At 42.3% G+C, this 23,400-nt stretch carries 22 protein-coding genes and 1 riboswitch; of the genes, 17 read left to right on the forward strand and 5 right to left on the reverse strand.

The window, feature by feature from the left end; translation table 11 throughout:
- The first annotated feature begins 176 nt into the window (after positions 1-176).
- From LMF89_RS18510 to LMF89_RS18520, 3 genes are all read left to right on the forward strand, one after another.
- Entirely contained in the window at positions 177-722 is a 546-nt protein-coding gene (locus LMF89_RS18510; RefSeq protein WP_229536374.1) for a GNAT family N-acetyltransferase, read from the forward strand.
- A gap of 299 nt (positions 723-1,021) precedes the next feature.
- Positions 1,022-5,158: an NACHT domain-containing protein gene (locus tag LMF89_RS18515; RefSeq protein ID WP_229536375.1), complete on the forward strand. Its 4,137-nt coding sequence runs from the start codon at positions 1,022-1,024 to the stop codon at positions 5,156-5,158.
- Positions 5,159-5,308: 150 nt separating this feature from the next.
- Positions 5,309-5,554, forward strand: a complete 246-nt coding sequence (locus LMF89_RS18520) for a hypothetical protein (protein ID WP_229536376.1) — start codon at positions 5,309-5,311, stop codon at positions 5,552-5,554.
- A gap of 257 nt (positions 5,555-5,811) precedes the next feature.
- Here LMF89_RS18520 and LMF89_RS18525 read toward each other — a convergent pair whose 3' ends face one another.
- Positions 5,812-6,198 (reverse strand): helix-turn-helix domain-containing protein, encoded by a 387-nt coding sequence (locus LMF89_RS18525; RefSeq protein ID WP_229536377.1) that lies wholly within the window; start codon positions 6,196-6,198, stop codon positions 5,812-5,814.
- A gap of 148 nt (positions 6,199-6,346) precedes the next feature.
- Here LMF89_RS18525 and LMF89_RS18530 point away from each other — a divergent pair, with 148 nt between their 5' ends.
- The 5 genes from LMF89_RS18530 (at position 6,347) to LMF89_RS18550 (ending at position 11,202) form a co-directional block, all read left to right on the forward strand.
- Positions 6,347-6,667 (forward strand): helix-turn-helix transcriptional regulator, encoded by a 321-nt coding sequence (locus LMF89_RS18530; RefSeq protein WP_229536378.1) that lies wholly within the window; start codon positions 6,347-6,349, stop codon positions 6,665-6,667.
- Positions 6,668-6,809: 142 nt separating this feature from the next.
- Entirely contained in the window at positions 6,810-7,826 is a 1,017-nt protein-coding gene (locus LMF89_RS18535; RefSeq protein ID WP_229536379.1) for an alcohol dehydrogenase catalytic domain-containing protein, read from the forward strand.
- Positions 7,827-7,912: 86 nt separating this feature from the next.
- A complete protein-coding gene (gene iolC / locus LMF89_RS18540; protein WP_229536380.1) occupies positions 7,913-8,968 on the forward strand; it encodes a 5-dehydro-2-deoxygluconokinase in 1,056 nt (351 codons plus the stop codon).
- Positions 8,959-10,278, forward strand: coding sequence for a gluconate:H+ symporter (locus LMF89_RS18545; RefSeq protein WP_229536381.1), 1,320 nt, complete (start codon positions 8,959-8,961; stop codon positions 10,276-10,278). Before iolC ends, LMF89_RS18545 begins: the two co-directional genes overlap by 10 nt.
- A gap of 69 nt (positions 10,279-10,347) precedes the next feature.
- Positions 10,348-11,202 (forward strand): SDR family oxidoreductase, encoded by an 855-nt coding sequence (locus LMF89_RS18550; protein ID WP_229536382.1) that lies wholly within the window; start codon positions 10,348-10,350, stop codon positions 11,200-11,202.
- Positions 11,203-11,309: 107 nt separating this feature from the next.
- On the opposite strand, the gene LMF89_RS18555 is transcribed toward LMF89_RS18550, so the two are convergent.
- Both LMF89_RS18555 and LMF89_RS18560 read right to left on the reverse strand, forming a co-directional pair.
- Positions 11,310-11,819, reverse strand: coding sequence for an ECF transporter S component (locus tag LMF89_RS18555; protein ID WP_229536383.1), 510 nt, complete (start codon positions 11,817-11,819; stop codon positions 11,310-11,312).
- Between the two features lie 11 nt (positions 11,820-11,830).
- Positions 11,831-12,847, reverse strand: coding sequence for a methyltransferase (locus LMF89_RS18560; protein WP_229536384.1), 1,017 nt, complete (start codon positions 12,845-12,847; stop codon positions 11,831-11,833).
- A gap of 37 nt (positions 12,848-12,884) precedes the next feature.
- Positions 12,885-13,056, reverse strand: a riboswitch (cobalamin riboswitch).
- A gap of 31 nt (positions 13,057-13,087) precedes the next feature.
- Here LMF89_RS18560 and LMF89_RS18565 point away from each other — a divergent pair.
- Both LMF89_RS18565 and LMF89_RS18570 read left to right on the forward strand, forming a co-directional pair.
- The gene (locus tag LMF89_RS18565) at positions 13,088-13,633 is read left to right on the forward strand and encodes a MarR family winged helix-turn-helix transcriptional regulator (RefSeq protein ID WP_229536385.1); all 546 of its coding nucleotides are present in this window, start codon (positions 13,088-13,090) and stop codon (positions 13,631-13,633) included.
- 47 nt (positions 13,634-13,680) lie between these two features.
- A complete protein-coding gene (locus tag LMF89_RS18570) occupies positions 13,681-15,117 on the forward strand; it encodes an ATP-dependent DNA helicase (RefSeq protein ID WP_229536386.1) in 1,437 nt (478 codons plus the stop codon).
- Positions 15,118-15,213: 96 nt separating this feature from the next.
- Here LMF89_RS18570 and LMF89_RS18575 read toward each other — a convergent pair whose 3' ends face one another.
- Positions 15,214-15,798 carry a cyclase family protein gene (locus LMF89_RS18575; protein WP_229536387.1) on the reverse strand — a complete coding sequence of 195 codons (585 nt, stop codon included), beginning with the start codon at positions 15,796-15,798 and terminating at the stop codon, positions 15,214-15,216.
- A gap of 123 nt (positions 15,799-15,921) precedes the next feature.
- Between LMF89_RS18575 and LMF89_RS18580 the strand changes: the two genes are divergently transcribed.
- Together LMF89_RS18580 and LMF89_RS18585 are read left to right on the forward strand one after the other, a co-directional pair.
- Positions 15,922-16,398 (forward strand): MarR family winged helix-turn-helix transcriptional regulator, encoded by a 477-nt coding sequence (locus tag LMF89_RS18580; protein ID WP_229536388.1) that lies wholly within the window; start codon positions 15,922-15,924, stop codon positions 16,396-16,398.
- Positions 16,399-16,580: 182 nt separating this feature from the next.
- Positions 16,581-17,072, forward strand: coding sequence for a hypothetical protein (locus LMF89_RS18585; RefSeq protein WP_229536389.1), 492 nt, complete (start codon positions 16,581-16,583; stop codon positions 17,070-17,072).
- Between the two features lie 394 nt (positions 17,073-17,466).
- Here LMF89_RS18585 and LMF89_RS18590 read toward each other — a convergent pair whose 3' ends face one another.
- The gene (locus tag LMF89_RS18590; protein ID WP_229536390.1) at positions 17,467-17,985 is read right to left on the reverse strand and encodes a nitroreductase family protein; all 519 of its coding nucleotides are present in this window, start codon (positions 17,983-17,985) and stop codon (positions 17,467-17,469) included.
- A 182-nt stretch (positions 17,986-18,167) separates the two neighbouring features.
- On the opposite strand from LMF89_RS18590, the gene LMF89_RS18595 reads away from it, so the two are divergent.
- The 5 genes from LMF89_RS18595 (at position 18,168) to LMF89_RS18615 (ending at position 23,399) form a co-directional block, all read left to right on the forward strand.
- Entirely contained in the window at positions 18,168-19,055 is an 888-nt protein-coding gene (locus LMF89_RS18595) for a LysR family transcriptional regulator (protein WP_007961444.1), read from the forward strand.
- Between the two features lie 249 nt (positions 19,056-19,304).
- Positions 19,305-20,069 (forward strand): 5-oxoprolinase subunit PxpB, encoded by a 765-nt coding sequence (gene pxpB, locus LMF89_RS18600; RefSeq protein WP_229536391.1) that lies wholly within the window; start codon positions 19,305-19,307, stop codon positions 20,067-20,069.
- 126 nt (positions 20,070-20,195) lie between these two features.
- Positions 20,196-21,140: a 5-oxoprolinase subunit C family protein gene (locus tag LMF89_RS18605; RefSeq protein WP_229536392.1), complete on the forward strand. Its 945-nt coding sequence runs from the start codon at positions 20,196-20,198 to the stop codon at positions 21,138-21,140.
- Positions 21,141-21,375: 235 nt separating this feature from the next.
- Positions 21,376-22,140, forward strand: a complete 765-nt coding sequence (gene pxpA / locus LMF89_RS18610) for a 5-oxoprolinase subunit PxpA (protein WP_229536393.1) — start codon at positions 21,376-21,378, stop codon at positions 22,138-22,140.
- A gap of 23 nt (positions 22,141-22,163) precedes the next feature.
- The gene (locus LMF89_RS18615) at positions 22,164-23,399 is read left to right on the forward strand and encodes an NRAMP family divalent metal transporter (protein ID WP_229536394.1); all 1,236 of its coding nucleotides are present in this window, start codon (positions 22,164-22,166) and stop codon (positions 23,397-23,399) included.
- Position 23,400 lies beyond the last annotated feature (1 nt).

A 23,400-nucleotide genomic window follows, 5' to 3' on the forward strand; every position in this document is an offset into this window, starting at 1 on the left:
ACAGACTAAAACCAGGAAACAATCGTTGGGCGCTGTTATGAATAAACTATTGCGATTTTTGAAGTGATCATTTTTTTCTAGTGAGGCCTTGACTTTAGTTAGCTGGTCTCGTGTCCCATTTTAGGCTATATTTTTCAAATAATACTAGAAACAAGTTACATAGGAGGAGAAGAAAAATGGAATTGAGAATTTCACACGAACAAGATTTAGAACAAATTCTAGCTGTTCATGCCGCTGCTTTTGGTGGAAGAAAAGGAGAGGAAATTGCTCATCTCGTTAATGATCTATTAGTAGATTCTACAGCCTTACCTCTGCTATCCATTGTTGCAACAGTAACTAATAGTATTGTTGGCCATGTTATTTTTTCTAAGGCAAAACTTACTAATCCGGATCAGGCGGTTTCAACAGTTATACTGGCACCTCTTGCAATTCATCCGGATTTTCAATGCAGAGGAATTGGTGGTAAATTAATAAAATACGGATTAACGAAATTGTTAACAGCAGGGGTAGAATTAGTTTTTGTTCTTGGTCATCCTACATATTATCCAAAACATGGCTTTTGTGTGGCGGGAAAACATGGATTTGATGCTCCTTATCCCATTCCAGATGAACATGCTGATGCATGGATGGTTCAAGAACTACGCTCTGGAGTAATAGGCAGTGTTAGAGGCAGGGTTCAGTGTTCTGACGTACTTAATCAGCCACAGCATTGGCGAGAATAAGGGATAGGATAGATCTTGTAAAGATTTTAAAGAAGGCAAAGAGATAAGATAATGTGATAGAAAGATGAAAGATATATAAGAGTGTTTTAATAAGAAGTTAGCAAGGATAATAGGAATATTTAGAAGTGTGGTTGATAGCAGTTAGTGGGACAAGGAACCTGTCCCCATGTCCCATCTGTCCCCATGTCCCATCAACTGCGAATCTAACTTTTAACAAGTATTAGTGTGAGAGGACGTGAACTCATATGCCCTCTTTGAAATATGAATGGCAACGCTTTTGGTGTCCGCGAGAAGGCAGCGTGAATTTTGATAATGGTTTCCTTCAAAATCCAGATGGCAAGTGGGGTACAATTTTAAATCCTGATGTAAAACGTATTGAAGAGTTTGGTTCACATCCATGCCTAATATTATTAGGTGAACCGGGACTCGGAAAATCGTCTGAGGTCAAACGGAATGAGGAACTCATTAGTGCAGTAGGTCGGAAGGATGTTCAAAGTCTGATTATAAACCTGAGCAGTTATGATAGCGTTGAGCGGTTCGAAAGAAATGTTTTTCAAAGCAATGAATTCAAGACGTGGCGCGCTGGCGGGGATAGCATACTCAATCTGACACTGGAAAGTTTTGATGAATGCCTAATTCGAGCCGAGGCATTAACAAGTTTTTTGTTAGATGAATTCAGTTCACTACCACTCGAACGTCTCTTCTTAAGGATTGTTTGTCGGACAGGCTATTGGCCAGCGGTATTAGAACAAGGTCTATTAACCCTTTACCCGAAGGATACTGTGAAAATTCTAGAATTAATGCCGCTTCGTCGTCAAGATGTTATGCGGGCAGCTACAGATGAAGGCCTTGATGTTAAAACATTTATGGAGGGAATATTTGCTACAGGGATTACAGCTTTCGCTGCTCGTCCGATTACTTTACTGACTCTTATTCATCGTTTCAAAAGAACTGGAGAATTACCTAAGAATCAGGTAGAGATGTACCAACAAGGAAGCCTAAAATTATGTGATGAGGTTAATGAACTAAGACGCGGTAAAAAAACAGCCGGTCAACTCCCGAGCCAACAAAAAATGGTTATTGCTGGAAGAACGGCTGCAACTCTTATGTTCAGCAATAATTCTACCCTGTGGACACTGCCTGACGATGGAAATATGCCCGATGGTGCTATGTCCATAGAAACAATATTTGGTTTTGATGAACTTGATGGCCAACCTATATTAGTTGATCAACGTTCTGTCATGGAAACTCTTGCGACAGGTCTTTTTTCTGCGCGTGGACAAAATCAGATGGGATGGTCTCACCAAACATATGGGGAGTTTTTAGCTGCGGACTATTTGCTTCGTCATTCTGTTGACGAAAATAGAATTCTAAGTTTGATAGCTCGACCTGAAGGTAGATTAATTCCAAAGCTCTATTCTGTTGCCGCTTGGATAGCGGTGATGAACCGCAGGATATTCGAAATCATAATGAAAAATGAACCAGAAATATTATTATTAGGTGATATTACCGCTACTACAGAATCTCAGAAGTTTGCCTTGACCGAGTTATACCTGTCTTGTATCGCAGCTTCGAATGCTGTAGACTTTGGCATGAGAACCAATTTTCGCTATGATCGATTGAAACATGCCGCTTTAGTCGATCAGATTCGACCTTATATCACAAATCGTTCTGCGAATGAGAATGCAAGAATTGAAGCAATGTTTATCACAGAAGCCTGCCACGTACAAGAGTTAGGAACTCTATTGGTGGATATTGCACTTAATTGTGATGAGTCTGTAAATATTAGGGCGATGGCGGCATTTGTAGTTTCTCGAATTGCTAAATCCGATGACCGAGCACGATTAAAACCGTTGATCTGTGATAGTATCATAGATAGAATCGACCAACTAAGAGGTTATGCTCTAACCGCAACTTGGCCAGAGCATTTGACTGCAGAAGAACTTTTCAGCGTTCTAACTCCACCGAAACGGTCTAATTATGCAGGTGGTTATACAGCATTTCTTTCTGAAAAATTAGTTCCAGGTCTCAACCCCAGTGATCTACCGATAGCATTACAGTGGGTTCTCGAACAACCTGAAGAACGCCGGCGGCATTTGGCCCCACGTTTTGAGCAGTTGCCAGACAATATATTGCTCTATGCCTGGGCAAACATAGAAATTCCCGGAGTTCTTGAGCTTTTTGCGAAAGTTGTATTAAGGAGGACCAGAGCACATGAGGATATCATAGGGGACAGGTATAGGGACAACACCTTTAAGTTTAATGCAGAAGATGATACGAAACGCCGGCTACTTGTAGAAAAATTAGTGGTTATGCTTGATCCTGAAAAAGACAACGGCTATGAATTAATTATGTCCCGCCCCCCACTGGTTTCTATTGACGATATCGAATGGTTGTTTATCAAAATTAATCAAACGACTGACGAACCAATAGGGCAGCAACGTTTATGGGCACATCTTCTTAACTGGGTTTGGAACTGGTCAGGAAGTTCGCGTGACATAACGGATAAAATCTATAATATCTACAAAACCACACCGAGTCTTGCGAATATTTTTACGATGAGCTTTGAGGCGGTAGATTTGGCTTCTGATCAAGCGCGGATAGGGAGAGAGCATTATGAATTAGAGAAGAAATATGAAAAGAGAAAGAAGGCAGAAGCAAATGCTTCTAAATTAAAGGTAGATAAACTTATTAAAGAACAGTTAGATCGACTTGAGCAAGGTGAAAATGATGCTTGGTGGACATTAATCCATAAGATGGCTTTTAGGCCGGATGGTAGCCACGCAGATGCACATGCTACTGACATTACCACTTTACCAGGATGGGCTTTGCTAGATGAACCGACTAAAGAGAAGTTTGCAGGCTTTGCAGAATCATATCTTTTGACGCAAAAGCCCAAAGCAAGCAATGATCCTAGGACCTTTTATCAAACTGATAGTGCGGCATATAAAGCCCTGTTTTATCTGAAAATCCATTCTGTAAAAATGTATGATCTATTAACGTTAACTATCTGGGAGAAGTGGGCGACGATCATTGTCCAGTATCCGATATGGGCGGATCGCGATAACATGCCAATGCACCAACAACTTATTCAAAGCGTTTATAATAAGGTGCCGCAAGAAGTCTGTAAATGTTTAGGAAGATATATTAATAATGAAAATAAGCAGGGCGGAAATCTTGATTTCCTAGATAAGTTTGATCTTTGTTACGATAAAGCTCTATGCTCTTTTTTACTTAAAAAAGCGAAAGGAAAGGCAATTACAACTAATACTTTATCGAGCCTGTTATGTAAGTTAATTGACTTAAGATTTGATAAGGCATTGTTGTATTCAAGGAAGCTAGTTTGCAGTTTAAATAAGGATAAAGCAGCATTAATTGCAGCTTCCGCTCTATTATTTCACTCTCCTGTTAGTGAATGGGAGTTTATCTGGACAAAAATAAAGTCTGATGTAGCATTTGGGAAAACTTTTATGCTTCAAGTAGCTGGATATTTTGAGTATAAAAAATCATTTACAGATAAATTATCAGAAATGCAGTTAGCTGACCTTTACGTATGGCTGGCAACGAATTTTCCCCATAAAGAAGATCCATATCATGATGGAGTGTTCAATCCAACAGCTAGAGATCAGATGATTCATTTTCGCGACGGTGTTCTTGAGACTCTTAAATTACGGGGAAATGATCTATCCTGTGAAGCGATTGAACGAATTTTGCGCGAGTTGCCAGAATTGGATTGGTTAGCCTCCTCTCTAGAAAAAGCGAAAAAAATTCGTGTGGAAAAGGCATGGATTCCACCTAGTCCTCAAGAGGTTCTATCTCTGGTTCAGAATAGCAATTCACGACTGGTCAAAGATGGAGATCAGCTACTAGGTGTCGTAACAGAAGCACTCCAGCGAATTCAATCAAAATTACAAGGTGAGACACCACTAGCCCCCTTTCTTTGGGATCAAGTTGTAAAGCGACCGAAGTGGGAGAATGACTTCTCGGACTTCATCGTATCGCAATTGAGGGATGAACTTGCCAATCGGGGTATTATTCTTAACCGGGAGGTAGAAATTCGCTCTAACCGTAGCGGCGTGGAAGGAGAACGCACCGATATTCATATAGACGCCATATCAAGTACTAATTCGCATGATGTGCTAAAAGTCATCGTGGAGGCGAAGGGCTGTTGGCATGATGAACTTACAACGGCAATGGAGACTCAGCTACTCGGAAAGTATCTTAGGGACAATGATTGCAAGCATGGACTTTATTTAGTCGGTTGGTTTAATTGCCCACAATGGGATAAAAAAGATTCGCGGCGACGTAAAGCTTTTCATCATGATCTAGAAAGTCTCACTACGGTACTTAACTCTCAAGCCATAAAGTTATCAGAGGGTGGGAGCAATATTCGGGTAGTTATTCTTGATGCATCATTAAGGCACTCGCCAGTATAGCTAGAAATATGAATATATGCTTTCTGTTGCATAGTTTCGAGGGGAAGACCTTGTAACTAAAGTAAAGGTTATAAAATATGAACAGATAACTACATACTCATTTTAATTTTTAAGAGAAATATTGAGAATGGTTAAATGAGGAGGACAACTATGAGCAATAATGATTATTTGGGTAAAGAAGAACAATTTAAAGAAATTCTTAATAATGAAGAACTAAGCAGAATAAAAGATCCAGAGCTTAGAAATATTCGGTTAAAATATTGGAGTTTATTGCATCAGGCCTTTTTAGATGAACACAAAATACCAGACAGAATGCTTGAGATGGAATTTGATAAAATTAAAGCAGAAGAGATGAAAGAACTTAATGAATATAGACAACGTAAGAATAAAGGTTAAAAATATCCTTTGCATCAAGTATTTTCTTTTCATACCTTTTATACAAAACCCAGTTCCCGCATTCCCAAGCCGTGGGTCGAGAGTTTGAATAATTTCGTTAATTGTTCTATGAAAATAGTGTTCGAATATTAAAGATAAAATAAGCAGGAGAAATCATTTTTCGATTTCTCCTGCTTATTTTACGATCTCATTTAAGAGATAAAGAAGTTTAAAAGTTTAGGGGAAAGAGTTAAAGTTCCTTGAGAGAGACAGTCTATCTAACTCTCCTTAGTTTTTCGATTTGTAAGTTCTTTAGCACGCTTATATATTTTAAGTTCGACTATGTCAAGTATGGCTTGTTTATCTTCATCCGTAAGGGGAGAGCCCTCAAACGTTAGTCCATGCTGTGCAAGAATTTTTTGTAAGTCCTTTGGATTTCCTTCAGCTTTAGGCGTTAAATGGTTATAAAAGAAATCTATAGAGACTTCGAAGTACTCAGCCATTTTTTTTATGAGCTCAGGACTTGGCGTCCTGGCATCGGTTTCGTACTTTGATAATGATGGATATTCTATTTTTAATATATTAGCTAATTCATAACGTGTTAATCCCTTTGATTCTCTAAGTTCAATGATTTTGCTACCAAAGGCGATTTTGTTAACAGCCATAATATCACCACCAATATAAATTATACTATATGTCCAAGAAATATATATAATATTATACAAAATGGATAATTAAAGATTGACATTAGCCATAACGTCTACTATAATGAAAATTAATTAGACGTTATGGCTAATTTTGTGAGGTGATTAAATGAGAAAAGCATTGGAGAAAGCAAGAATAATAAAAAAGTTTTCTGTTGAAGAAATAGCCGAAATGGTTAAAGTATCGCCGTCTACCTGGTATAAATGGGAGGCGGGTACACGTGATCCTTCATTAAAAAACGCTCAGAAGATAGTCGATCTTCTAGGAGAAACTGTTGAGGAACTTTTTTTTACTAACAAATTAGACGAAATGTCTAATTTATATTTCTCTCAAAAGAGAATCAGTAAGGGAGGTGATAATTTGTTCTCTACCAATCAATCATGCCAAAAAAAGAAAGTAACAATCAGAAGTCCTTCCAGTTACAAGTAGTAAAAAAGTAGTCCTTTAAATCCCACTACCTAGATTATACCAGTAATATTTGTAAAATTCTGCATTTTATCTCAAAAAGAAGATTTACATTTAGTCCCGGTACATACCATCGAAATCTTATAGCAAAAGGAGAGACAAAACCATGAAAGTCATAACCCTCGATTCACCTCTCAAAATCGGTATCAAAAACATCCCCATGCCAGAACGCAAAAATGACAGCGAAGTTCTCATCAAAGTCCGTGCCCTTGGCATCTGCGGATCAGACATTGGTGCCTATCGGGGCGTCAACCCCACCGTAAGCTATCCACGAATCATCGGTCATGAAATCGGCGGGGAAGTGGTGTCCATTTCAGATAACAGCAAGGGCATTATCGTAGGGGACCGAGTCGTCCTAGAACCCTATCTGCCTTGCTACCAGTGCTACCCTTGCAGCATTGGCAGAACCAACTGCTGCGAAGAGTTAAAAGTCTTAGGCGTGCAAACGGATGGAGGCATGGCGGAGTATGTGACCCATCCTTTGAACTTGGTGCATCTGGTACCTCGTGAAATGGAATGGCAGGAGGTGGCCATGATTGAGCCCTTGACCATTGCCCTCCATGCCAATCATCGGTCTAGAGTCAAGGAAGGGGAGCATGTTCTCATCATCGGGGCGGGAGCCATTGGGCTATTAGCTGCTCAAGTCGCCATGGTCTATGGAGCGGTTCCCATTGTAGTCGATGTGGAAGAAAAACGGTTAGAGCTGGCTAAAGATATTGGCATACCCCATGCCCTGCATCCCGCACAGGGGAAGGTCATTCAAGACCTTTCTGCCATTACTAAGGGACGTATGGCAGAAGTGGTCATTGAAGCCTCGGGAGCTAAAGGAGCCATTCATGGCATGTTTGACTATGTATCTGCCGCAGGACGCATTGCTTTAGTGGGCTGGCCCAATGGAGAAACGCCGCTCCCTACGGCTGTAATTACCAAGAAAGAACTGGATATCGTCGGTTCCCGCACCAGTGCCAATGAATTTCCCGAAGCCATTGCCTTACTGCAAAACAAGCAAGTACAGGTACGCAAGATCATTAGCCGTGTGGTATCCTTTGACGAAATTCCCGATGCCGTCATGAACATGGCTGCCTTTCCTGACAAGTTTGTGAAAGTGATTGCGGTGCTATAGGAATCCATCAAAACCGTATGTCCTTAATTATTTGTATTTTCATACGATTTTCTTAAAAAAATTAAAAATCATAGGAGGTTATGATCATGAAAAAGTTCAGTTTTGCCCCTGAGAAAGACGTTGACGTCATTGCCGTAGGCCGCATTGCCATTGATTTAAATCCTAACGAGATTCATCGCACCTTAGATAAGGTCAATACCTTTACCAAATATGTAGGCGGTTCCCCTGCCAATATTGCCGTTGGTTTAGCCCGTCTTGGCAAGAAGGTCGGCTTTATCGGCAAAGTGTCTAATGATGCTTTTGGCAAGTACGTTGCCGATTACTTTATGGAAAAAGGAATTGATGTATCCCATGTTACCCCATCCTCAGACGGAGAAGTCTTAGGTTTGACCTTTACGGAAATCTCCAGTCCCACAGAAAGTCAGATTCTCATGTACCGGGAAGGCGTTGCAGACCTTGCCTTAGCCCCTGTAGATATTTCCGAAGACTATATCAAGCGTGCTAAATTCCTCTTAATCTCTGGAACTGCATTAGCCGCCAGTCCTTCCAGAGAAGCCTGCTTTTTAGCTATGACCTATGCAAAGAAGCACGATACCAAGATCATCTTTGACATAGACTACCGAAACTACACCTGGAAGTCCAAAGCAGAGATCGCCGTATATTACTCCTTAGCAGGACAGCGCAGTGATATCCTCATGGGTTCCCGGGAAGAATTTGAACTCATGGAAATGCTGGATAAGGGCAATGACATCCCCGACTACTGCCTGGCAGACAACTATCTTTTCCATGGGAATCAGATTGTCATTATCAAACATGGCAAGAAAGGTTCCCTTGCCTATAGCAGTGATCGCAAAGCCTATAAAGTAGGCTCCTTCTCCGTAAAACTCTTAAAATCCTTTGGGGGCGGAGATGCCTATGCTTCTGCCTTTCTCTATGGCATCTTAGAAGGATGGCAAATGCCCACTTCTCTGGAATTTGCTACAGCCTCAGCAGCACGAGTGGTATCCAGTCATAGCTGCTCGGATGCCATGGCTACCGCCGAAGAAATCATAAGCTTTATTGCCGATAGTAATGAGGCCGGGACGGTCATCGAGGAGATTCCCTGGAACCAGTCCATCGAAGGAGGGAGATCATGCCGTTAGTCATCTTAGCCTTAGGCATTGTCCTCCTATTTATCCTCATTATCGGTGTGAAGCTCAACAGCTTCCTATCCCTAATCCTAGTTTCCTTAGGTGTAGGCTTAGCAGAAGGACTGCCCCTTTTAAAAGTGGTAGATTCCATTGAAAGCGGTGTGGGAGGAACCTTAGGGCATTTAGCCTTAGTCATTAGTTTTGGCTCCATGCTGGGAAAACTCATGGTAGACAGTGGAGGAGCCCAGCGCATTGCCATGCACCTCATTGATCGGTTTGGCAGGAAATATGTGAAATGGGCAGTCTGTTTAACAGGCTTCATTGTCGGCATTGCCTTATTCTATGAAGTAGGCTTTGTCCTTCTCATACCCTTGGTCTTTACCATTGCCCTATCGGCAGGAGTGCCCTTACTGGAAGTGGGCGTACCCATGGCAGCCGCCTTATCCGTTACCCATTGGTTCTTGCCGCCCCATCCAGGGCCTACGGCCATTGCGGTCATCTTTAATGCCGATATTGGACTCACGCTAATTTATGGCTTTCTCATTGCCATCCCGACGATCATTGTAGCAGGACCCTTCTTCTATGAAACCATGAAGGATCTCAATCCTGCTGTACCACAAGGACTGCATAGCCATCAGTCCTTTAAGGAAGAGGACATGCCAAGTTTCGCCTCCAGTCTGTTTACCACCTTGATCCCCGTATTCTTAATGGCGGCAGCTTCTCTTACCAAATTAACTCTTCCCAAGGAATCGTATATCACCCAGTTCTTTGCCTTTGTGGGCAATGCGGATATGGCCTTACTCATTGCCGTTCTCGTTGCCTTTTATACCTTTGGTATCAAACGGGGAAAGACCATGGCAGACATGATGGAGTCGGTGCAGCAGTCGGCTATGACCATTGCCATGATTCTCTTAGTCGTGGGTGGCGGCGGTGCCTTTAAGCAGGTGCTCATTGACAGCGGCGTGGGAAAATACATTGCCTCTTTAATGGCAGGTTCCCAGCTTTCCCCCTTAGTACTGGCATGGATGATTGCCGCTGTTCTTCGTCTTGCCGTAGGATCGGCAACGGTAGCTGCCTTAACCACAGGGGGCATGGTACTGCCCCTCATTGCAGCAACAGGTGTCAGTCCCGAACTCATGGTTCTGGCTACCGGGGCAGGCAGTGTCATGGCAGGACCGCCCAATGACCCGGGATTTTGGATGTTTAAGGAATTCTTCAATCTTTCCGTAAAAGAGACCATACGATCCTGGTGCGTGATGGAGACCGCCATTTCCTTTATGGGGCTGGCTGGCGTACTGTTGATCCATTACGTGATCTCGTAATGGACTGGTATACAGGAAAGACGATGGAACAGAAAGAACGATCGAACGGAAAGAAAGGATGGATGAACGATGAAGTTGCCATTTACGATTAATCTAACGAGTAAAGTAGCCGTTATCACGGGAGGCGGCGGTGTGCTGGGGAGTGCCTTTGCCAAGGCTATTGCCCAATGCGGGGCAAAAGTAGCGATTGTGGATCTCAATCGTACCAGTGCCGAAGAGGTAGCAGCACAGATTTGCCGAGAAGGAGGTGTGGCCATCGCCGTAGAGGCTAATGTACTGGTTAAAGACAGCCTGACAACGGCTCTTGTCAAAATTCATAAGGAATTAGGGCCTTGTGATATCTTGTTGAATGGAGCAGGAGGCAATCATCCCGCAGGGACAACAACGAAAGAATATTTGTACCTTGAGGATGTGGAGAAGCAGGAGAACATTCAAACCTTTTTCGATCTGGAACGGGAGGGGGTAGAGTTCGTCTTTAACCTGAATTTCTTAGGAACCCTGCTGCCCACGCAAGTTTTTACCCGGGATATGGTGGCACGCAAGCAGGGCATTGTCATCAACATTTCTTCCATGAATGCCTATACTCCCTTAACCAAGATCCCTGCCTACAGCGGGGCCAAAGCCGCAGTCAGCAATTTCACCCAATGGCTGGCAGTCCATATGTCGAAGGTGGGCATACGGGTCAATGCCATTGCCCCCGAATTCTTCTTAACAGAGCAAACGAAAGGACTCTTGCAGCGTGAGGATGGTACGTTAACCGAGCGGGCCCAGAAGGTGATTTCTCAAACGCCTATGGGACGGTTTGGTGAACCGCAAGAATTGATTGGAACCTTATTGTGGCTGCTCAGTGAACCCGCTTCCGGGTTTGTCAATGGAGCTGTGATTCCTGTGGATGGCGGATTTTCCGCCTATTCGGGTGTGTAGGAATAGACTGTACAATGTAGAGAGAGTATACCCCTCATGATAAAAGGAAGAAGTCCTGCAGGCAATCACTATGCAGAACTTCTTCTTCATTTGTTATTCTCCAGGATCTACTTATTGATAATATTCGATAATCGTTTTAGCAGGAACGTACAAAGGATTCCTCCAATGATTCCGGTGACTAGCTGCGGCCAGCTCATGAGGGCTTTCAATATAGTAGCCTGCTTCTCTGGAAGAGCAACGATGGAAAAAGCCCATGAGCTTGAGAAATAAAGAATCAGCATTCTGCCGATGGAAGAAAGGGTGATCGCCAGCCAGCGATTGTAAAATAAGGTCATATGGTAAATCAGTACATATGCCATATTGGTGAAAGCCACTGGCAGAATAAAGATGGGTAAGGGTAAGGCTTGCTGAAAGAACGCTACAATGGGAGCGAGAACAGCCATTCCGAGGGCTGCTTTTGGGCCTGTGATTTCCAATGCTATCAGGAGGCATGCGTTGATGGCGCTGCCAACCACAAACATGGATATAAAAGGCGGTACCGGAACAAGGAGTCGAAGAGACTGCAGTACAATCATTAAGGCTAAAAGTAGAGCCATTCGCACAACTTTCTGATGCATGTAAAAATTCTCTACTTGGCTAGCGTATAAAATTCGCCCATTAGATTTTGGATAGCACCATCCAATGGTTTGATTTCCGTTTTCCGAAAACCTGCACTTGTAAGGGCGAGCTCAATGTTCGATCTGGTTTGTAAGATGTCAAGGCCTGCAAGATGACTCGACAGCCAGCCGACAATGGATTCTTTTGGCGATATATAGTCGTCGCTTACTCTATGACTGACCAGATAAAGATAGCCTGAAGGGGTGAGAGCCTGTGCTATTTTCGCGGTCAGCTCTTTTAGATTTGCATTGGCAAAATCTAAGATTCCCGACGCGATAATCAGGTCGTAATTGCCACCGATGGGATCTGTCATAAAGTCACCGCGCATGATGGATAGGCGGTGCTCCAGATGCCCTTCTGCCACACACTCTTCAGGAACATCGGCCACTCCGGGCTGTTCAAAAATGACGCCTGAAGCCAAAGGGAACTGGCGGACAAATTCGATAGCCATCATTCCTGAGCCTCCGCCAAGATCCAAAATCCGAAGGGGGGCAGTGGGCTCTACGAATTGTGCGGCAGCGCGCAAAAATGACTGAACGCGGCCTGTACGGGCCTCTACTGCTGTTAAGCGTGCCAGCTTGCGAAAATCAAATAGCTCTTTGCCTTGATTCTGTTCTTGAATGGCTGGATCGGGTCCGAGGCGAACCAGTTCTTCCACTTGGTCGAGTCCTGTCATCTTGTTCCAGAAGGTCAGATATTCCCCTAAATAGTAAGGGCTGTTTTGACTGAGGAATAACTCTGTTTCTGGTGTATTTCGGAATTGGTGATTGTTTTTTTCGAGTAGACCGATTGCTGCCAGACTGTTCAGAAAGAGTGTAAGGTTTCTTTCATCATATCCGGTCATCGACGCGATTTTTTCTGCCGACGTATCGTGTTTTAGGTAATCAAATACCTTAAGGGAAATGCCAGCGAATAGGAGCTGTGTTTCTCTATATTGCTGCAGCATTCCAAGAAATTTTCTGGGACTATGGGTAGGATATTCCATCATAAACACCTCTTTCAAATTTTGTTTGTATGCCTGGCATACAAATTGGTTAAAAAAAACAGCTTCTACTAAGCCGGGACAAAATGAAATAAAGACTTGCGCTCCAGTGGTACTTTTCGGGTTTGCTCCCCATTACAGTGGCAGGACCGCGCCGGTATTTCACCGGACTTCCCTATTAAGCCCCTGAGGGCACCTATCTCAACAGTATGAGATTCATTCTCATCGTAGCAAATAATAATACGTTTGTCAACGAGATGTTATGATATAGATCATGATCTTTTCTATAATTTGGCAGCGGTAACAGTTGTTATACTTACAGAATTTCGATACAATAAGGTCATGAAGAAAAAATCTTATGCAACGATGAGTAAGTTTATGCGGTTGATTGAAACAATTGCTAACAGCAAAATGAAACAGCTGGATTTTGGTGATGGTATCGTTCTATATCGAGGTGAGATTCACATGATTAGGGCGATCGGCGATCATCCAGGCATGTTTATTTCTGAAATAGCACGATATTTTGGTGTTACCCGGGCAGTTGTTTCGAAAAGTGTTTTGAAGATCGAAAAGAGCGGCTATGTGCGCAAAGTAATAGATCCTTTAGATAAGAAGCGTGTTCAAGTCTACCTGACAGAGCGGGGAGAGGCCGCATATCAGGCTCATAACGCATTTCACTTGGAGAAAGACGATTATATTTTTGCGCATTTGGAGGGCTTGAGCGCAAAAGAATTAGAAGCAGTCAGTGTGTTTTTAGACAAAGCACAGCAGATGATCGATCATCATTTTTGATTAAGAGTTGCCCTCATTCTAAGGGGAACGTCTGGAAGGAGGCCGATATGAAGCAGATTGAACTCATTTCACTGCCATTTCATTCTGAACCGAAACCGCAAAAAAGAGCCAGTGCAAAACCTGCTATTGAAAGGGAAGAACGAGGCAAGGAAGAAATCACCCCACCAAGCATACCACAGGTTGATATTCTCGATCTTCGCAAACATCCTATAACCTATACGGCTCATCAAGAAACAGCCCTCAAGGAAATCGCTTCCTTCTTATGCAGCAGTCAGGAATCGGTATATATCCTTTCCGGTTATGCCGGGACTGGCAAAACGACCATCGCTGAAAACATCGTCAAATATGGACTGGCTCTAGGCAAAGAGTGCATCATTACAGCCCCCACCAACCAAGCCGTCAAGGTACTAAAGGACAAATTCGGCGAAATCAAGGTTCTTTTTAAAACCCTTCACTCCACCTTGTATGGTTCTCCTGATGCTGATACTGGTGAATGGATAGCCAGTGTCAAGTTTAAAGCTTACCATGTCATTCTCGTTGACGAATCCTCCATGATCAGTAAAACCGTCTACGCCGATCTCATCAAGGAGGCCCAGTCTGCCCATGCAAAGGTCATCTTCTTCGGGGACAGCTTCCAACTAGAACCCGTGGGCGATGATCCGGAGATATTGCGCAACCAAAATTTTGAACTCACCGAAGTCAAACGGCAGGGAGCCGGCAGTGAAATTCTGCTTTACGCAACCTGCCTCAGAAATCTAAAGCAAGTCATCATTCCCAATGCGTCCCGAGGAGAAGTACAGATATTAGGAAAGCAAGCTACTGCCAGAGCTTTTCTCCAGTCCGTCATTCATAATGAAAACAGCATCTTCATCATTGGCACCAACAAGGCAAGGCTTATCCTCAATCAAAAAGCCCGTGAGGTGAAATTCGGCAAAGAGATAACGGATGAACCCCAAGAGGGGGATCGAATCCTCTTTATCGGCAATGGCACCTATTTCGTCAATGGCGATAAAATGACTTTGGAGCAAGTCACCATCATTACAGAGAAGGTTCTTCCCATCAAAGGGACTTCCAAAGATTCTCCCAGCTTTGTTCGGGCTTATCTCATTATGAACTATAATCACAAGATTCTTCTCCTACCGGCCATAGAGAAGTCTTCTGTTTACCATGCGCAATTTCTGGAGGTCAATCAGCATTTTCCTGATGACTGGTACAATAAAAACCCTATTACCTACAAATTTGAACTGTCCAAAGAGGTGTCCATCGCAACTTATGGCTACGTCATCACTGCCCACAAAAGCCAAGGCAGTCAATGGGAAAAAGTCTTTGTCCATCAAGATGCGTTTAGGAGTAATCCCCGCTGGCTCTATACCGCAGCGACTCGGGCAGAAAAAGAGCTTACACTGACTAAAGAATCAAGTTCTTGTCGATGGACATGGGAGCAGATCGAGAAGATTGCAAATACTACATGCGAGGAGAAATAAGCATTAGGAATTCAACAAAAGGTTTATTCATATAACCCTTTGTGTACTTTGCGCCTTTGTGGTTCGATTGTTTGGAAGCATTTTCCTAAATTGGATTTACTGTATTTCTGCGATTAGGCGAACGGGCAGGCCGCTGGAATTCTTTAAGGGAAGGGGGAAGCAATAGAACTTGAAGGTATCTTGCTTTAATTGATTGAGGTTGATGATATTTTCAATGACGAAAACATCGTGGTCTGCGCAGTACATATCTGCTTTTGGGTGACCTTCTTTTCTCTTTACTCCTGCAGCATCAATGCCAATAAAATTAACTTCTTTTTGGATTAAATATTCCAGGGTTTTATCAGACAGCTCAGGATGACCTGCCTCAGGATGACCTGTGACATAAAAATCTGTTTCATAATATGTTGGCAGCCAGTCGGTTTTAAAGATAATAAAATCACCTTTTTGAATATCCACCTTATTTTCAAAATCGGCAGGTTCAATTTCACGACTGAAGATATTTTCGACATGGACTACTTTAGCTGGCCCAATAAATCTGTTTATATCTAGATTCGGTACGTTCATAATATCGAGATGGGTGCCTAAATGTCCTAAACGGGCTACGTTGATTCCATCTTTCTGGTTAAAAAAAGGATTGTTCTTGTCTTGTTCATCAATGGGAAGAGTTAAATCGATTAACATAGCGTTCACTCCTTGTTTGCATTTATTTTTGTTTCACAAGTAAACTATAATACGTGGAAACAATAAAGTCAAGAGTTTATATAATATCTTGATTTTATCTGAAATTTGGTGAATAATAAGAATATGAAAAAAGATGATATGAAAGAATTCTTGAATACGTTAAAACGCCTCACGATTAAAATGGGAGAACTGAGCAGACACGCCAGCGATATTGCACCAGTGGGCAAGCTGAGCTTTTCTGAACTGGGTCTTATGACGTTAATTGGGGATTTTGATAATATTAGAGTCACCGAATTAGCATTAAAATATGGCGCTACCAAAGGTGCTATTTCAAAGATGGTTAAGAAATTAGTTCAGAAAGAGTTGGTAAAGAAGTCTAGAACCCAGGAAAATGAGAAGGAAGTACTCTTATCATTAACCGCTATGGGGATGACGATTTATAATGAAAAGGAAGCACATTTTGAAAAATTGTCTACCGACGTTTCGAAAGAGCTTGCAAGCCTGACTGAGGAGCAGCGAATATCTCTGTTCAATATCCTTGATCTTGTGGAAGCTCACATTGATGAGCATCTCAATGAGCCCCATTCTGAGCAGGAATAGCAAGCCGCCCGATGTTTGGTATGCTTGAATAGAAAAAAGAAGTGGCATTGACAAACAATAGGGACCATACTATAATTCAACGAATAGCAATTATTACCAAGTAACAATAAAGAGTATAATTTGACAAACTATAATTAAAAAGTATAAAATTAAAAAGTATAGAGGATGAAGGAGGTTGCATCATGAAAAAAGTATTATTGGGAGTAGGTTTACTTCTATCAGTAAGTGTAGGAACGGGCGCTGCTGCTCCTATTAACGATTTGGACAGAGGACAGACTGCAGTTGGCGTGCTGACTGACACAATTTACTTAGAACACAAAATTGGCAGTAATCTTACAATTGGATATCAAAATGTAGATCGGAAACATGGTAGTGAAATGGATGATTTTTATGGGCAGTATCAATTACCCTTTAGCAGTGTTCGAGCCATTCTTGGTCATCGGGATATTGGCTCTGGTTCAACCTACATAGGATTATCCGTAAGTGAAGGACTGGCTCCTAGACTCAATGGTTATGCTTCTGTGATTGGTAGTGACGATTTTGTTGAATATCAAGTTGGGGCAAATCTGGAATTAACGAGAGCAGTTGACCTGAACCTTAACTATCGCAACTTTAGGCCTGATCATTATGAAAACGAAAGTCGTCTTGAAGTCGGCGCGAGCTACAAATTCTAAGACTATTGTTAAAGAAGATACATGTCACATCTTTTGGAATATAGTCCAAAGTAAATCCTCCTATTGATATGGCTTTTACCATATCAATAGGAGGATTTTATATAAAAACTATATAGTTTTTATCTCTATCCGTCATATTATGGAGATTATTTCCTGGAAATATCAAAAAAATTATAATTTTGTCATTAATCGTTTCTTTATATCGATAATAGGGCTGTTGTAATTTCCTGCTGCACAGAAAGAGAAATTTCGCTGGCTCGTATTCCCGGACCAGTTCATCAGGATCTGCCAAGTTGTCTAGTGCTATGGCTGCGTTACGCTGGAAGTATAAGGAGGATATATGCTATGGACTGTCCATGACATATATCCTCCTTATACATGCCCAAAGGGATCATTACTGCCAGATTACCTGCAGCGGTTTGCGATCAACGAGCCGTTTGTATGTATATTTAGGGTAGCCTACCATAATTCCGCCAGTCACACTCATGTCTTCTGGCAGTTTCAGGAGGTCGAGCAGAGGTTGATAGCCGGATAAAGCACAGGCTTCAAAAAATCCTGCCCAGCAGGTTCCTAGTTCGAGTGTCGGTGCATATAATTCCGCGTAGGCTAGAGAGAAATGTGTATTATCCCGTCCCCGAGGCATAAAGTTTTTTGGGGCGATGGCTGCGATTAGACAGGGAGCTCCTCGCAGAATACCATCATGACCTGTTTTACGATATTTGTTTACGATTGCCTTGAAGTAGGGTGCTATGGGAGAAGCAGTCTTAATGGCTTCTTCTATCCAATCGATGGTAGCGGCAGTTTTTGCGTCTACTACGGTAGCGCTTTCCAAGGTAACTTGATTGGAGAGAGGTGCTTTTACATTATTGTTGCAGGCACAATTAGCTTGTTTCCCTGCTGATGGAATATACATCCGATGAGCCAATGACCAAAATTTAGCTTATGATTACTATAACATATAATGGAAAACAAGAATATGCGGATTTCATACTGGGTAGACTTTATTTGTATTTTACGATACTATTAAGCTCAAGTTGATCCTATTTAATTTTGGTTATAGTACGTTTCTGTTAGTTTGTGAGAGGAAGTGTTGTTTTGGAATTTCGGCAGCTAAAGACTTTTATGAGCATAGTGAAATTAGGGAACTTCTCACAAGCAGCTCAGTACTTAGGGTATACGCAATCGAGTGTAACGACTCATATCCAGCTGTTGGAAAAAGAATTAAATACGATTCTTTTTGAACGATTCGGACATCAGCTGATGCTGACAACAGATGGGGAAAGACTCTATGATTATGCAGAAAAGATTACTAAATTGGCCGAGGATGCTAAAAATGAGTTTGACCATTTCGAAATACCCAAGGGACCGATCGTGATTGGCATGCCAGAGTCATTATGTGTATATTATTTAACGGATTTGCTGCAGGAATATACACTGCTATATCCAGATGTTCAGTTAAAAGTGAATTTTGGCATAGGCAGTGACTTTCGAAATCTGCTGCGAAAAAATATGATGGATCTTGCTTTTTTTCATGAGAAACATTCATCCGATATGGATTTGATCAGTACGTTTTTATGGGATGAGCCAATGGGGATGCTAGCGTCCCCAGATCATGCTCTTGCGGCTTATCCTAAAGTGCAAATCAAAGATCTAGAGGAGCAGCGACTGATTTTTATGGAGTCGGGAACCGCTTATCAAACCGCTTTGGAAGAAGGTTTGGCAAAGGCTGAAATTGTGCCTAAAACCATTTTGGAAATCTGTCATATTCAGACCATTAAGCAGATGGTAATCAATAATTTAGGCATCACGGTATTGCCTTTAGCTGCTGTAGCCCAAGAGATAAAAGCAGGTTTATTGGTCGAACTGCCGTGGCAGGGAGTAGAGCTTGAGACAAATGCGTATTTGGCCTATCATAAGGATAAGTGGCTGTCTCATGGAATACGAGCTTTTATCCGGCTGGTTGAAGAACGATTATTAAAATAGTGCAACAAGTATTGTTTTTCCAATGATCCTATGGTAAAGTATTTAATAATTTAGTGAACGAAATAGCGATGGAGCTATAAATGCATGCATTTATGGCTCTCTTTCTTATAAGTAAAGAAAGCTTTGTAGGTGAGAAAATATAAATTTTATGAACCACAAAGGTACAAAATAGAAATAACCCCCTTTGTGTCTTTGCGGTTCGATTCGTTTTATTGGATAAAATTTTCATGAAATGGAGTTGAGCCGAGAATGACTGAATACATTCATTCGATTCGGATTCTGGTTGCTGGTGAACATGGGTTGGTAATTGAATTTGGCAGTGTTATTGCGCCTGAAATCAATCTGCGGGTTCAGCAATTGGCGAGATTGCTCCATTTCGAGCCTATTGATGGAGTAATGGAGGTAATTCCTACCTATCGATCTGTAAGTATTTATTTTGATCCTTTAGTGATTACACGTCAGGAACTGTCTAGACAGGTAATTCACAAGCTCGGAGGGATTGAGCATCAGGGTGTAGAGGACTTGCTGTCATCTAGAGTAGTGCATGTTCCTGTTTGTTATGGAGGCGTGTTAGGACCTGATTTGGAATATGTATCAAGGTATACAGGTTTGTCGCCTCAGGAAGTGATTTGTATTCACACTTCCAAACCCTATATGATCTATATGTTGGGTTTTATTCCTGGTTTTCCTTATCTGGGGGGGATGTCCAGCGAGATTGCAGTACCTCGTCAGGAAAGGTCCCGGGAGCGAATTCCAGGAGGATCTGTGGGGATTGGCGGCAATCAAACGGGATTTTATCCGATTGAAAGTGCAGGAGAGTGGTGGCTGATTGGACGTACTCCCATAAAAGCCTTTGATCTTACAAGTGATAACCCCTTTTTATTTTCAGTAGGAGATTATCTGCATTTTGAAGAGATTTCCACTGCTGAGTATTTTGCAATTCGCAGATCCGTAGAAAGAGGGACGTATGTACCTGAGGTTTCTTATCTGCAGCCTCGCGGAAAGTCTCATTAGGACGGCAACAGATGAGCATAACTAACGCTTCGCCGTTTTACTTAACCTACGCTTATAGTTATGCTCATCCGTTGCCTGTTTTTGCGTTTTTTGAAAGTACACTATCTGTAATGGGAGGTGAAGATTGTGATTACAACGATAGAGCCTGGTTTGTTTACTACGATTCAAGATCAGGGCCGCTGGGGATTTCAGGCGTATGGTATGCCCATTTCCGGAGCGATGGACCGATATGCCAGCCAAGTGGCTAATTTGTTGGTAGGCAATCGTCCTGATGCGGCTGTGCTGGAAATGACGGGTACAGGAGGAACGTTCAAGTTCGATGAAAAGCAGATTGTGGCAGTTTGCGGCGGAGATATGCAAGGTCTCTTAAATCACATACCTATTTCCAATTGGTCAACTTTTATCGTTCCCAGAAGAGGTATACTTCGCTTTGATACTGCTGCTAGCGGTTATCGAACGTATTTGGCTGTTCGTGGAGGTTTTGAGGTTCCTATTGTTTTAGGAAGTCGTTCAACTTGTACCCCAGTAAAGATTGGGGGCCATGAAGGACGAGTGCTGCGGCAGGGAGATGTTCTGCATGTGGGGCGGGATATGAAGTGTGAAACTCAGCTTGGGAGTCTGTCAGATGGATATATTCCTCAGTATGCTAATGAAGTGCAGCTTCGAGTGATTCTGGGGCCTCAGGATACGATGTTTGGATCAGCAGCCCTGGATACTTTTTTCGGCAGTTCCTACAAGGTGACAACGCAATCGGATAGGACGGGGTATCGGCTGAAAGGTCCCAAGATCAAACATCTTGGTAACGCTGATATTATATCCGAGGCTGTGTGGTTAGGAGCCATTCAAGTACCTGTTCATGGCATGCCTTTTATTATGACGGCCGATCATCAAACGACAAGGGGATTTGCCAAGTTAGGATCAGTGATTCGAGGGGATTTGCCCAAGTTGGTCCAGACCAAGCCGGGTGACTGCATTCGTTTTCTATGCAGTACGGAAGAAGAGGCGATTGAAGCCTTGCAAAAAGAGCAGGAGAGTTATAGAAATATTGCACATGCATGCAAAAAGGAGTGAGTATGGCTTCTCATTTCCTAGTGATAGCGTAGAGTCCAGGGCACTTTCGATAAAATTGAAGTGCCCTATTGTTTTTTTCAATTTTACATGGAAGTTATGGAATGGTATGATAAGTCACAAGTTAATTGTGAGTTCACGACAAGCGATAGAACACAAGAAGCAAAGGCGCTTCAGACAAAGGTAACTCTTTGTTTGATGCGCCTTTTTTTGTCATTTTAGTGAAGGAGGTGCTACTATGCATCGAGTGGATTTGAATTGTGATTTAGGAGAAAGTTTTGGTGTTTATACCATGGGAACAGATGAGTTGATTCTGCCCTTTCTTACATCGGCTAATATTGCTTGTGGCTTTCATGCAGGTGATCCTCGTGTGATGTTTAGTACGGTGAGGCTTGCAATGGAGAATGATGTAGCGATTGGTGCCCATCCAGGACTGCCTGATCTCATAGGCTTTGGCAGGAGGAACATGGATATATCTCCTCAAGAAGCCTATGAGATGGTTGTCTATCAAATCGGAGCACTTTATGGATTTGTGAAAGCAGCCGGCGGAAAAATGCAGCATGTAAAACCTCATGGTGCCCTTTATAACATGGCGGCAAAGCGGCAAGATCTTGCCGAGGCGATTGCAGAAGCTGTATATAAGGTCAATCCAGAGCTTATTTTATTTGGTTTGTCTGGCAGCGAACTAGTTGCAGCAGGGGAGAAAATCGGTCTTACAACGGCTCATGAAGTATTTGCTGATCGCACTTATCAAGTGGATGGAACCTTGACGCCGCGAAGTCAGCCAGGAGCTTTGATTACTGACCAAGAACAAGCCGTTTCTCAAGTTGTACGTATGGTCAAAGAAGGCAAAGTATTGTCACTGCAAGGACAGGATATTCTCATCAAAGCAGATACGGTCTGCATTCATGGTGATGGTTCTCATGCATTAGCATTTGCTCATCTGATTCGAGAAATTTTTGAAAAATCTCAAATTGACCTTCAGGCAGTCGGTTTTAAATAAAGGGAAAATTAGGAGGAATAGAGATGGAAACAAATAAAAAGATAACAAATACAGAGAAGCAATCACCTGTGGGGGCACAATCCAATTTGAGCTTATTATTAGGCGCCGCTTTTTTGATGGCAACTTCTGCGATTGGTCCTGGTTTTTTAACGCAGACCACAGTATTTACTCAAAAATTAGCTGCAAGCTTTGGCTTCGTGATTGTGATGTCTATCATCTTAGATATTGGCGCTCAAATGAATGTATGGCGGATCATCGCCGTTTCAGAAAAACGCGGGCAAGATATTGCAAATATGGTTTTCCCAGGGCTTGGTTATCTGGTAGCATTTCTGATTGTATTGGGAGGTCTTGCTTTCAATATTGGTAATATTGGAGGCGCAGGTCTTGGTATGAATGTTATGTTTGGCGTCACACCCGTAACTGGTGCGATCATTAGTGCCGCTGTTGCGATCGCTATTTTTCTGATCAAAGAAGCAGGTAAGGCAATGGATCGAGTTACTCAGATAGCTGGGTTTGTCATGATTGGTCTTACTGTATATATTGCCATTTCTTCAGCACCGCCTGTAGGAGAAGCGATCATGAAAAGTTTTGTTCCCGACCAGATTGATATGTTTGCAATTATTACACTTGTTGGTGGTACTGTTGGTGGATATATTACGTTTGCCGGCGGGCATCGACTCTTGGATGCAGGAATTCGTGGTGTTAAAGCGTTGCCGCAAGTAACTAAAAGCTCTGTTTCAGGTATTTTGATTACTTCCATTATGCGCGTGGTATTATTTTTAGCAGCTCTTGGTGTTGTATCCCATGGTTTAGCGATTGATCCGGCAAATCCACCTGCATCTGTATTTAAATTGGCAGCCGGGAATATCGGTTATAAAGTATTTGGTGTAGTTATGTGGGCGGCTGCTATTACCTCTGTAATTGGTGCTGCTTATACCTCTGTATCTTTTATTAAAACCTTTAGTACAAGTATTGAAAAACATGAAAAAAGCATCATTATTGGATTTATCTTAGTATCAACCTTAGTATTTTCTTTAGTTGGACAGCCTGTTAAAATCTTGGTTCTTGTTGGATCGCTCAATGGTCTTATTCTTCCTATCACATTAGCTACAATCTTGGTTGCTGCCTATCGGAAAAGCATTGTTGGCGATTATAAGCATCCTCTATGGATGACCATTTTTGGTGGTTTGGTAGTTGTAATGATGGCCTATATGAGTGGGTACACTTTGATCAATACGTTGCCTAAAATGTTTCAATAAT

It is taken from the genome of Pelosinus baikalensis, assembly GCF_020819555.1.
Lineage (GTDB): Bacteria > Bacillota > Negativicutes > DSM-13327 > DSM-13327 > Pelosinus > Pelosinus baikalensis.